This is a genomic window from Larkinella humicola, assembly GCF_008727875.1.
GTDB classification, from domain to species: domain Bacteria; phylum Bacteroidota; class Bacteroidia; order Cytophagales; family Spirosomataceae; genus Larkinella; species Larkinella humicola.
Map to the genome: position 1 here is coordinate 700,229 of NZ_VTWS01000002.1, position 12,185 is coordinate 712,413.

The following is a 12,185-nucleotide window of genomic DNA, read 5'->3' on the forward strand; positions in this document are numbered from 1 at the left end:
CTGTGTCCAAGTCCCCTTTAGGAGATTTAGGGGCGATTTATAAGTGTAAAAGAATGATCAGACATAGGTAATACATACCCTTCTTTCAAAAATAAAGGAATCATTTTCTTTCTCTGCAACCGAAAAACCGTTTGGCCCCGTTCCTCTTCCCCGCACGGCCATGCGTTCCGCCCAATTTTCCGTATCTTTGCGGTCAATTCCAAATCCCAGTACGATCGTGAGTTACAAAGAATATAAGAACCTGAATTATGCGCAGGTTGGCGATGACATATTAGCATTCTGGAAAGCCAATCGCGTCTTTGAACAATCCGTCGACACACGCGAAGGCCAGCCTACGTTCACGTTTTACGAAGGGCCGCCCTCGGCGAACGGAAAACCGGGGATTCACCACGTGATGGCCCGGGCGATTAAAGATATTTTTTGCCGGTATAAAACCTTGCAGGGCTTTCAGGTCAAACGCAAAGGGGGTTGGGATACCCACGGGTTACCCATTGAACTGCAGGTCGAAAAAGAGCTGGGCATTACGAAAGACCACATCGGCAAGCCCGAATCCGAAGGCGGTATCAGCATCGAGGACTACAACCAGAAATGCCGGGAAGCCGTGATGAAATTCACGGACTTGTGGAACGACCTGACCGAAAAAATGGGCTACTGGGTCGATCTCGAAAATCCCTATGTTACCTACCAAAGTGAATACATTGAATCCGTCTGGCAGTTACTGAAGCGACTGTACGACAAAGGATTACTGTATAAAGGCTATACCATTCAGCCGTATTCGCCGAAGGCTGGAACGGGTCTGTCGTCGCACGAACTAAACATGCCGGGTACGTACAAAGACGTGAAAGACACGACGATTGTGGCGATGTTCAAGACCAAACCGTCGGATCAAACCGTACGGGTCTTTGGAGACCTGCAAGGTTCGCAACCTTACATCCTGGCCTGGACGACCACGCCCTGGACGCTGCCGGGCAACTCCGCGCTGACCGTCGGAAAAGACATCGATTACGTTTTGATCAAAACGTTCAACCCATACACCTACGAACCGGTCAACGTGGTGCTGGCCAAAGCGCTGGTTGGTCGCTGGTTCAACGAGAAAGGACACGACGGCGATTTCGACGGCTTTGCGGTTTCGGACAAAAAACTGGTTCCGTGGACCATTGTGACCGAATTCAAAGGCTCGGAACTGGCCGGGATCGAATACGAACAACTCATGCCTTATGTTCAGCCCGAGAAGCCCGCATTCCGCGTCATCCTGGGTGATTTTGTGACGACCGAAGATGGTACGGGCGTGGTTCATACCTCACCGACGTTTGGGGCCGATGACTTTCGGGTTGCCCAGCAAAACGGCATTCCGTCCATCATGGTGAAGGATGAAAACGGCAAGGAAGTACCGATTGTTGATAAGCACGGGCAGTTTGTGCAGGAAATTGGGGAGTTTGCCGGGCGGTATGTGAAGGAGCAATATTACTCCGACGAAGAGCAGGAAGCCCCGGAATTCAAACCGACGGACGTGCTGATTGCCATCAAGTTAAAGACCGAAGGAAAGGCATTTCACGTCGAAAAATACGAACACCCGTACCCGCACTGCTGGCGGACCGACAAACCCATTCTGTATTACCCGCTCGATAGCTGGTTTATCAAAACGACGGCGGTAAAAGACAAGCTGGTGGCGCTGAACAAAACCATCAACTGGAATCCCGAAAGCACGGGAACCGGGCGGTTTGGCAACTGGCTCGAAAACCTGGTGGACTGGAACCTCAGCCGCAGCCGGTTTTGGGGGACACCGCTGCCGATCTGGCGCAATGAAACCGGCGACGAAATCTGCATCGGTTCGGTCGCTGAACTGAAAACCGGGGTGGAAAAAGCCGTTGCGTCGGGCCTGTTGTCGGACGATCAAAAGAGCAAAAACGAAGCCTATTTGCAAAAAATCGAATCCGGCGATTACGACCTTCACCGGCCTTTTGTCGATGAATTGTACCTGGTTTCCGAGTCCGGTAAAGTACTGCAACGCGAGTCGGATCTGATCGACGTCTGGTTCGATTCGGGCGCGATGCCCTACGCCCAGTGGCATTATCCGTTCGAGAACAAAGATATTTTCGATAAGGCGTATCCCGCCGACTTCATCTCCGAGGGGGTCGATCAAACGCGCGGCTGGTTCTTCACGCTCCACGCTATTTCCGGCATGCTTGGCACGCTGGATGAAAAAGCTGATTCGTCGGTAGCGTTTAAAAACGTGGTGTCGACCGGTTTGGTGCTGGACAAAAACGGCAACAAAATGTCGAAGCGGCTGGGCAACGCCGTCGATCCGTTCACGACGCTGGCGACCTACGGGGCCGATGCCACCCGCTGGTACATGATCACCAACGCCGAACCCTGGGATAACCTGAAATTCAACATCGACGGCATTGCCGAAGTGCAGCGCCGGTTTTTCGGGACACTCTATAATACGTATTCGTTCTTCGCGCTATACGCCAACCTCGACCAGTTTGATTTCGATGGCACGCGGACGATTCCCGTTGACCAACGCCCGGAACTGGACCGCTGGATCTTGTCGAAACTGCAATCGCTGGTGCTGGAAGTAGAGCAGCAATTCGAGAATTACAACCCGACCAAAGCGGGTCGGGCGGTACAGGACTTTGTCAACGACCAGCTTTCCAATTGGTACGTGCGGCTTTCGCGTCGGCGTTTCTGGAATGCGCCCAAGACATCGAATGGGGAACTGAGCCTGGATACCCGCGCGGCTTACGAAACGCTGCACGAATGTCTGACAACGGTTTCCAAACTGATGTCGCCGATTGCGCCGTTCTTCGCCGACTGGCTCTACCGCAACCTGACCAAAGAAACGGATTTGTCGGTTCACCTGACCAATTTCCCGAAAGCGGAACAGGCGTTGATCGACGGCGACCTGGAAACGTCCATGCAACTCGGGCAGGATATCTGCTCGCTGGTTCACTCCCTGCGGAAAGGGCATAAGATCAAGGTGCGCCAGCCGCTGACGAAGGTGCTGATTCCGGTTTTGAACGAAACGACCCGGCGGCAGATCGAGCACGTTTCGCCGATCATTCAGTCGGAAGTGAACGTGAAAGCTGTCGAATTCATCGATGATGCCTCCGGTATTCTGAAGAAAAAAATCAAGCCCAACTTCAAAACACTGGGGCCGAAATTCGGTCCGATGATGAAGGATGTGGCGACGACGATCAATAGCATGACCGAAGACGACATCCGCAAACTGGAAGCCGCCGGAAGCATGCAACTGGCCATTGGCGAGATTACGATGGCGGATGTTGAAATCCGGACGGAGGATGTTCCGGGCTGGATCGTGGCGACACAAAGCGGTTTGACAGTTGCGCTGGACGTTACGGTTACGCCCGAATTGCGTCAGGAAGGCATCGCCCGCGACTTTATCAACCGCATCCAGAACCTGCGGAAAGACCAGAATTTTGATGTGACGGATAAAATTCGGATCGAACTGGAGAACAGCCCGACCGAGGGACTGACCAGTGCCATCGAAACCCACAAAGACTACATCTGTCAGGAAGTACAGGCGCTGTCGCTGAAGTTAGTCAACGACCTGAACGGCAATGCGACGGAGATTGAAATGGATGAGTTTCTGCTGCGCGTTAAAGTGGCCGTTGCGTAACGTAGGATATCCACGGATTCAGGTTCGTGGGTATTTTTTATAAAAAAGATGGTGAATCCTCCGGCACATTCCTCTCTACACATGATCCACCATCTATGTGTAGAAACATCAAAGAAATCGTATTGTTTTAAATAAGACTAAATTCGACTGCTGCCATCGCGTGAAGCGTCGTGGTATCGAACAGCGGCACGTCTGTATGCTCCGCCTGAACCAGGATGGGAATTTCAGTACAGCCTAAAATCACCCCTTCCGCACCCTGCCCGGCGAGTTTTTCGATGATCTCTACAAAGCGGATGCGGGTACTGTCGCTGAAGATGCCTTTGCTGAATTCGTGGTAAATCTTGTCGTGAACGTATTTCTGATCCTCTTCGTCGGGCAAAATGACGTCGATGCCAAAACGCTCTTTCAATCGCCCGCGAAAAAACGGACGTTCCATCGTAAACCGGGTTCCCAACAACCCGACTGTCCGAAAACCGGCTTTCTGAATGGCTTCGGCGGTCACATCGGTAATGTGCAACAGCGGAACCAGCAAGCGTTCGGTTACGCCGTCAGCTACTTCGTGCTGGGTGTTGCAGGCAATGACCACAAAGTCGGCTCCGGCCCGAACCAGTCCCTGCGCCATGTCGTCAACAGCGGTTTCAATCGCCTTCCAGTCGTCGGCTTTTTGCCACTGGCTGAATTCTTCAAAATTGGCACTCGACAGCACGAGTTTCGCCGAATAATGACCGCCCAATCGTTTCCCAATCTCCTGATTGATCAGGCGATAGTAAACCGCCGAGCTTTCCCACGACATGCCGCCGATGATTCCGATGGTTTTCATTTTTCAAAATCGGTTACGGTGATTACCCTACCAACGCTACGCCCCACAACACGACAAACAGCAAGGTCGACAAGGCCAGTTGCCCCAGACGCGGGTTCAACTCGCCCGGTTTCTGGTGATTAGCAACCGCCCGACCATTCAGCACAAACAGCGGAAAGGCCAGCAAATACAGCCAGCTAAATACATTGTGGCCAATGAGCAACGTGTAGATTACGGCACAAAGCATACCACCCAGCAGCAGCAGCCAATGGTAGCGAACGGCCCGTTGCCGCCCCAGCCGCACCGGAATGGAGTATTTGCCGGTTTTGGCGTCGGTTTCAATATCGCGGATGTTGTTGATATTCAGAACGCCGGTGGCCAGTAAACCAACACTGGTGGCGGGTAACAGCAGAATGGGTTCGAAGGACAAGGTGTGCAGAAAGTAGGTTCCCAGAACGCCTACCCAGCCGAAGAAAAGCAGGACAGCAATGTCGCCAAAACCGCTGTAGCCGTAAGGACGTTTGCCGTTGGTGTAGGCAATGGCGGCTCCGATGCAGAGCAAACCCAATCCCACGAAAATCCAGAAAACTTCCGTCGGCGCGTTCTTCAGCGACTCGACCAGCAGCCAGATACCAGAAACCAGTGCCAGGATGGACGTGACGATCATCGCGCGCAGCATGGATTCTTTGGTAATCAGGCCGGTTGCCACCGCCCGGCGGGGTCCTACGCGCTCGGCGGTATCCTTGCCCGAAACCGCATCGCCGTAATCGTTGGCAAAATTGGAGAGGATTTGCAGGAAAATCGTGGTGAGCGACGCCAGAACGCAGATGGTCCAGCTAAACCGGCCAGCCGAGGCCGCCAGAAAACTTCCCAGAATGATGCTGGCTAGTGCCAGCGGTAATGTACGCGGCCGGGCAGCCGCAAGCCAACTTTTCATAGTGATAAGTTAAGAGTTAAGAGTTAAGAATGAAGAGTTGGCTGACGCATACAAACTCTTAACTCTTAACTCATCACTCTTAATTTTTAACTCAAATACCAACAGCCGACTTGAATTCCGGATCGGTTGGTAATACTTTGGATGCGAAGAAGTGCGTCAGTTCGCCTTTTTCGTTGATGACGTATTTGCAGAAGTTCCAGGTTGGCACCTTGTCATTCCAGCCATTCAACGACTTGTCCGACAGCCACTTGTAGAGCGGAGCCTGGTTTTCGCCCAGCACTTCAGTTTTCTCGAACATGGGGAACGATACACCATAGTTCTTTTTGCAGAATTCGGCAATTTCGGAGTTGGTACCGGGATCCTGGCTCTTGAAGTTGTTGGATGGGAACCCTAAAACGACCACTTTGTCGCCGTGTTCTTTGTAGAACGCTTCCCATTTTTCAAACTGTGGCGTAAAACCGCACTTGGAAGCCGTGTTCAGGATCACCACCTTTTTGCCCCGGTATTGTTTCAGGGGGACGGTTTTGCCTTCGATGGAATTGACGGTAAAATCGTACAATGATTTGGTTGGAGCAACCGCGTTGGCCGGACGAACAGCGACTTCACTCTTGTCGCTCAGCAGGAAATTTAAAACAGTTTTTACAGACATAAAGCTGGATAAGGTTACAGCCAGGACACCAACAGATACAAGAAGAAGTAGCTTTTTCATTTGAGTTGGGAAAGGTTTACATTTTTGTAGGCACTTCAATTCCTAATAACTCCATTGTTTTACAGATAGTTTCGACAACGGCTTTCGATAAGGCCACCCGAAATTTGAGTTTGTCGGCATCCGGTTCCGACAGGATCGATAACTCCCCGTAAAACTGGTTGTAGGCCTTGGCTAACTCGAAGGCATACTGCCCCAGGTACGAGGGAGCGTAGTCGGTTCCGGCTTCGGTAATCCGCTGGTAAAACTGCGTCAACAAATAAACCAGTTGTTGCTCACTATCAGCCAGTTCTACTGTTTTCAAGGAACCCGCAGGGTCGATTCCCAACTGGGCCGCTTTCCGTAAAACCGAGCAAATCCGGGCGTGGGTATATTGAATAAAAGGTCCGGTATGTCCCTGGAAATCAATCGACTCTTCCGGGTTAAACGTCATCCTTTTTTTCGGATCCACCTTCAATAAATAATATTTCAACGCCCCCATCGCCAGCATGTGATAGAGGTTCGTAGCTTCCTCGCTTTCAAAATCGTCAATTTTACCCAATTCCCGGGTGCGGTTCCTGGCGGTTTCGACCATCTCTTCGATCAGGTCATCGGCATCGACCACGGTGCCTTCCCGCGATTTCATCTTGCCACTCGGCAAGTCGACCATGCCGTAGGAAAGGTGGAACAGGCCGTCGGCATACGGGCGGCCCAGCCGGCGCAGAATCGCAAATAATACCGCAAAGTGGTAGTCCTGCTCATTACCCACTACCCAGATGCCGCGCTGAACCGGATAATCCTGAAATTTCAGATCGGTGGTTCCTAAATCCTGCGTGATGTAGACCGAGGTGCCATCCGACCGCAGCACCAGCTTCTGGTCGAGCCCTTCGTCGGCGAGGTCGATCCAGACCGAGCCATCCGGTTTACGGTAGAAAACATGTTGGCGCAAACCGTCTTCGATGACGTCTTTACCCAGCAGATAGGTCTCCGATTCGTAGTAGGTTTTATCGAAACTGACGCCAATTTCGTGGTAAGTTTCGGCAAAACCGGCGTAGACCCAGGCATTCATCTGCTTCCAGAGCGCGACGGTTTCGGGGTCACCCTGCTCCCACTTCCGCAGCATTTCCTGCACTTTCAGCAGCAGGGGCGTCTTTTTCTCGGCTTCTTCCCGCGGCATTCCCTCCTCAATCAGCTCTTCGATTTGCTGTTTGTGGGCTTTGTCGAACCAGACGTAGTATTTCCCGATCAGGTGATCGCCCTTCATGCCTGTCGATTCGGGTGTCTCGCCATTGCCAAACTCCTGATAGGCCAGCATCGACTTGCAGATGTGAATGCCCCGGTCGTTGACCAGACAGGCTTTCACGACTTCGTAGCCGTTGGCTTTCAGAATCCGGCTGACCGAATCGCCCAGAAAGTTGTTGCGCAGGTGGCCGAGGTGCAGCGGTTTGTTGGTGTTGGGCGACGAAAACTCCACCATCACCGACTCGTTTCGCGACGGCAACTGCCCCCAAGTCGGATTCGCCAGCATCGCGCTCAACTCTTCGACCCAGACCGAATCGGCAATGGTGAGGTTCAGAAAGCCCTGAACAACATTGAATTGGCTGATGATCGTCGTGTTTTCTTTCAGGTACGTTCCGATGGCCTGCCCGATTTCCACCGGCGGTTTTCGGGTTGTTTTGGTCAACGGGAAGGTCACGAAGGTATAGAGCCCTTCAAATTCTTTTTTGGTAGGTTGCAGAATAACGGTTTCAACGGGCACATTGAACAGCGAATTGATCGCTTCGGCAATGGCTAGTTTGAGTTGTGCTTGAATGTCCATTCGACCAGGTAAGATTCAAAGCACAAAACTACGCCAAAAATTAGTTTCCATCCGTGTTGAGGGAAAGGAACTGCATTAAAAACCGCTCATACGTCCCGGTTCTTCCGTTTGCTGAGCCGGATTGGATAGGAAGCCGTGATCCGAAACGCGGAGCCTCTAGCTGCCATTCGCAGGAAATACGCGGTTTGGTTGATGGTATAATCCACGTCGGCGGTTACCAATTTTCTCAGGCCCTGCGAATAAACGAACTGAATATCGAGCCGGTCTTTGTCGTGGCTTTTGAACTGAAAACCGATCCCGGCCTGAATCGATGCCCCGTGCCGGTGGAGGACGTTGGGGAGTTTTTCGTCGATTTCGATTGGATCTAATTTGGGGTCTAAAACTTTTATTGAAAGAATACCCGCCCCATAATTATTAAAACGAAACCAGTCATAGGTTAAACTAGTGGTCGCATACAAATCGAAAATCATGGCATACCGATAATTAGCCTTATCAAGTCGTCCTAATCTGACATTTTCTTTTAACAAAAAATCGGCTTTTAGTGGAAATTGAATGATTGGAGCTGCTGTTCTCTGTGCTGCTCGTGTTGTGGGGGCTTTAACTTTATACCCCCAACCAATATCACTCTCACTAACTCCGGTTGAAATTCTCAACTTAGAGTTAATATCACATTGGACTAACAAACTCCAAAAATCGTAATTCCCAAAAGATTTCCGAAGGTGCCCATAACTTGGACGTTGAGTGAAATCTGAAAATAGCGTTTGCAAACCAACAGTTGGCTTCAGATAAACGTTGGTTTGCGCTGTAGCTCCAGCGACCATAAAGAGGCTAAAACCTAAATACGCTACTAATTTCATAGGTGTTAGTCTTAAAACCATTCCATTCGTACCTTCCGGCAAGCGCTGGAAAACAAGCCGTACTTCCAATTCATGCAAGGCTTCCGGAAACAACCGCCGGATGGCCAGGAGTTGATCGAACAGCTTTTTTTTCGCCGAAACCATAACTGAGGAGTTGAAGAGAAGTGTCCCAGATTTGACGGACGGGTGTGCCGTAAGTCACTTTCTGCCTATTTAATAGTACAGAATTGAGAATTTCCATTCACGCAAAAACCCGCTGTTTGATTTGACAAAAGGGGCGGAATACGTACCTTTAATCAGTACTTAATCAAAATGCTGATGATCAATCGTCTCACGAGAGGGCTTTGGTGCTGGATGCTGGTGGCATGTATTCCCGCGATGGCCCAATTTGAGCCTTCCATCCGCCTGGAATTGCCCGTTAGTCAGAATTCGGAAGAGTTTTTCGACGTGACGACGCTCGGGGATCAGGGCGTTCTGGTGAACGTCCGGCATGGCGATTACTATTCATCGGCCCCCACCAAGTTTTCCTTCAAACGCTACGATACCGACCTCAAACTGCTCTGGTCAACGGAGTATAAAATTGATGCGTTCTACGAACCGGTTCGGTCGGCCCGCACGGAACATTACCTCTACTGGCTGCTGAAAGAAACCGCCAACGAGAAAATTGCCATCCTGCGGATCAACCTCACCGACGGAGCGATGGAAACCTACCGGGGTGATCTGGTGACACCCATGGATATTTTTCATTTCAAGGTCCTGGACAACATCGCCTACCTCGGCGGCTATTACCGCTCCCGGCCGGTGGTGGTGTCGTTCTCGTTTTTCGATCTGACTTCCAAAGTGTTACCCGGTTTGTATTCCAACCACATTCAGCTCAACAACATCGAAGTCGATGAGCAACGGCGGCTGGTGCACGTCATGACCGATGCCACGCACCAGCGGAACTGCGAGTTTACGGTTCGGACGTATTCGTATGAAGGCAAACTGATCCGGACGGTGAACCTGGACGGCAACAAACACAGTCTGATTTCGGGCAAACTGCTTCCCCTCAACGACGAGGAATCGCTGCTCGTCGGCAACTATTCCAACGACTGCACGCCCTATTCGCAGGGGGTTTACATCACCCGAATCCGCAATGCCGCGTCGCCTTTGGGTGAAAGCACGGTGATTACCCCGACCGAAGACACGCGGTATATCGACTTTTCGGAGCTTCAGAATTTCTTCAACTACATGAAACCCAAACGCCAGCAGAAGATGATCGAGCGGCTGGCGCGTCGGAAAGACCAAGGCAAAGACACCAAGTTCCGGTATCGGCTGCTGGTCCACGATCTGGTGCCGACCGACGAAGGTCTGATGCTGATTGCGGAAGTGTATTACCCCCAATACCGGGGCAGTTCCTATCCGTATCTGGGCGCCGGGCGTTCCTTTGATCGCTACCAGGAGGGCTATCGGTATACACACGCGTTTCTGTGCGGTTTCGACAAAAAAGGCAAGCTGCTGTGGGACAACTCCCTGCCCATTCCCGATCTGAGCAGCTATGATTTGAATCAGATGGTGCAGGTTTCCCGACAGGGCAACACGACCATTCTGGCCTATCCACACGACGGCGAAATCCACGCCGAGGTGATTCAGGGCGGCAAGGTGGTGCGGGAGCAGGAGAAGTATTCGCTGAAAAAATTACGGGAAAACGAGAAAGTGGTCTATTCCGAAAACGAACAACTGGAAGCCTGGTATGACGGCCATTTTCTGGCCTGTGGATTTCAGAAAATTTCGACTGAACGCTCCCTGGCTCCTCCGCGTGAAGTGTTCTATATCAATAAAGTAACCCGCATTCCCGACGATCCGGACACCCGCCCGTCGAGCCGCTCGGCCAGCCCGGACGATACCAACGCTACCCGAAAAACTTCCGGATCAAAACAAAAATGAGGTTCAGCAGAACGCTGACGACGATGCAGGTGACAATCGGGAAATAAAAACCGCCGTTTTTACCTTCGATGCGAATGTCGCCCGGCAACCGACCGAGCCAGCCCAGTTTATCGCCAAAAAAATAAACGATCAGCCCGATCAGGACCACCACAACCCCAATTCCGATCAGATACTTGCCAATTCCTGCGTTCATACCAGTACATACGGTCGCTAACCCGTGAATGAATCGTTTCCTGCAAGTATAGACTACGTTCCTCAGAAAGACAATTTCCTCCCTCGCTAAACTTTTTTTCACTCGTCCGGCATACTCTGGACGCTCAATTACCAGACTTTGGAATAGATTACCGGTAACTCAAAATAAGGAATGCCAATGGTTTCGAAAACCGGCAAGTTTAGCGGTTTTCGCCAAACCGGATACTAAAACCCGATCTCTTTCCAGGAAATTATTGTATTTATTTGCTCCAACAATTGCACTTCCCAAAGTAGACTGGCTAGAACATCAAGGATAGACCGGGTTGGCCATCGCCCGATGTATCTACATTCACACCGTTCATCCAGAAAGCCATGAATCCGTTTCAATCCGTTGCTGTCCGAGACCATACCGTGTTGAAGTTGTGGGGTCAGATCGAGCAAAACATCGACAATCCCGATTTAAGCGTGACGGACCTCCTTGAATCGGCTGCGATGAGCCGCACCAACCTCTACCGTCGGCTCACTGCCAAAACCGGGATGTCGGCCACGGCCTTTATCCGGTACGTCCGGCTGACGAAAGCGCGCGATCTGCTCCTCGATCAAACGGATCTGACCATTTCCGAGATTGCCTTCTCGGTTGGCTTCAACAGCCTGAGCTACTTCACCAAACGGTTTACGGAGGTATTCGGCGTTTGCCCCCGGCGGTACCAGGAGACCCATGAACTCAAACCGCTTTCGGAACATCCGTTCAAGTTTTTGGAACATGCGTTGAAAGGTTAGGAACATCCGTAAAAGCGAAATTCTTCGGGATTAACAAACTTTACATCGGCCAATAAAACACTATTGGTCAGGTATTTATATCGATGTAAAACTAAAGCTAAACACCATGGAAAAGAGACCGCTGAAAGAACAGATCGACGCGTTGGAAAAACTGGCCAAAGACCCGAAAAGTCAGCAGGAAATCGGGAAAAGGCTGATTCAGGAAGTAGCGAAGGCGATGTATGAAGAACGGAAAGGGCTCGAAATATCGACCCCCGACGCCGAGATTCCGATTCGGAAAGGCGAGATGGTTCCCCTCGAATTACGGAACCAGATCAAAACCGATGAAACCGGTTTGGCCCTCCAGGATGCGCTGGTGCAGAACCTCAACCTCCGCATCTGGTTCCGGATCTGGGTTCGTTTCTGGTTCCGGATCATCGTCGACATTCCCCGGTTTGAAACCAGTCCGCTGAATTCGTTCAAGGATTTTGCTGATTCCATCGGCTTTTCGGACGAAGAGATCAAACTCGTAGACCGGCTCAAAGGCATGTCCTGAAACCGCTTGCCATCC

At 51.3% G+C, this 12,185-nt stretch carries 10 protein-coding genes; 4 read left to right on the forward strand and 6 right to left on the reverse strand.

Features of this window, described 5'->3' with window-relative positions:
• The first annotated feature begins 217 nt into the window (after positions 1-217).
• A complete protein-coding gene (gene ileS / locus F0P93_RS10785; protein WP_225309447.1) occupies positions 218-3,640 on the forward strand; it encodes an isoleucine--tRNA ligase in 3,423 nt (1,140 codons plus the stop codon).
• A gap of 127 nt (positions 3,641-3,767) precedes the next feature.
• Here ileS and F0P93_RS10790 read toward each other — a convergent pair whose 3' ends face one another.
• The 5 genes from F0P93_RS10790 to F0P93_RS10810 all read right to left on the reverse strand — a co-directional run bounded on the left by F0P93_RS10790 (position 3,768) and on the right by F0P93_RS10810 (position 8,881).
• Entirely contained in the window at positions 3,768-4,460 is a 693-nt protein-coding gene (locus F0P93_RS10790) for an aspartate/glutamate racemase family protein (RefSeq protein ID WP_150876350.1), read from the reverse strand.
• Positions 4,461-4,482: 22 nt separating this feature from the next.
• Positions 4,483-5,376, reverse strand: a complete 894-nt coding sequence (locus tag F0P93_RS10795) for a 1,4-dihydroxy-2-naphthoate polyprenyltransferase (protein ID WP_150876351.1) — start codon at positions 5,374-5,376, stop codon at positions 4,483-4,485.
• Between the two features lie 91 nt (positions 5,377-5,467).
• Positions 5,468-6,085, reverse strand: a complete 618-nt coding sequence (locus tag F0P93_RS10800) for a glutathione peroxidase (protein ID WP_138989916.1) — start codon at positions 6,083-6,085, stop codon at positions 5,468-5,470.
• Between the two features lie 16 nt (positions 6,086-6,101).
• Complete coding sequence (argS, locus tag F0P93_RS10805; RefSeq protein WP_150876352.1) at positions 6,102-7,880, reverse strand: arginine--tRNA ligase; 1,779 nt, start codon at positions 7,878-7,880, stop codon at positions 6,102-6,104.
• Between the two features lie 86 nt (positions 7,881-7,966).
• Positions 7,967-8,881: a hypothetical protein gene (locus F0P93_RS10810; protein WP_150876353.1), complete on the reverse strand. Its 915-nt coding sequence runs from the start codon at positions 8,879-8,881 to the stop codon at positions 7,967-7,969.
• Positions 8,882-9,055: 174 nt separating this feature from the next.
• On the opposite strand from F0P93_RS10810, the gene F0P93_RS10815 reads away from it, so the two are divergent.
• Complete coding sequence (locus F0P93_RS10815) at positions 9,056-10,663, forward strand: hypothetical protein (protein ID WP_225309448.1); 1,608 nt, start codon at positions 9,056-9,058, stop codon at positions 10,661-10,663.
• Here the strand turns inward: F0P93_RS10815 and F0P93_RS10820 are convergent.
• Complete coding sequence (locus F0P93_RS10820) at positions 10,629-10,856, reverse strand: DUF2905 domain-containing protein (RefSeq protein WP_150876354.1); 228 nt, start codon at positions 10,854-10,856, stop codon at positions 10,629-10,631. The genes F0P93_RS10815 and F0P93_RS10820 overlap by 35 nt on opposite strands.
• A gap of 371 nt (positions 10,857-11,227) precedes the next feature.
• Between F0P93_RS10820 and F0P93_RS10825 the strand changes: the two genes are divergently transcribed.
• Together F0P93_RS10825 and F0P93_RS10830 are read left to right on the forward strand one after the other, a co-directional pair.
• Entirely contained in the window at positions 11,228-11,635 is a 408-nt protein-coding gene (locus F0P93_RS10825; RefSeq protein ID WP_150876355.1) for a helix-turn-helix transcriptional regulator, read from the forward strand.
• Positions 11,636-11,741: 106 nt separating this feature from the next.
• Positions 11,742-12,170, forward strand: coding sequence for a hypothetical protein (locus F0P93_RS10830; protein ID WP_150876356.1), 429 nt, complete (start codon positions 11,742-11,744; stop codon positions 12,168-12,170).
• The last annotated feature ends 15 nt before the right edge of the window (positions 12,171-12,185 follow it).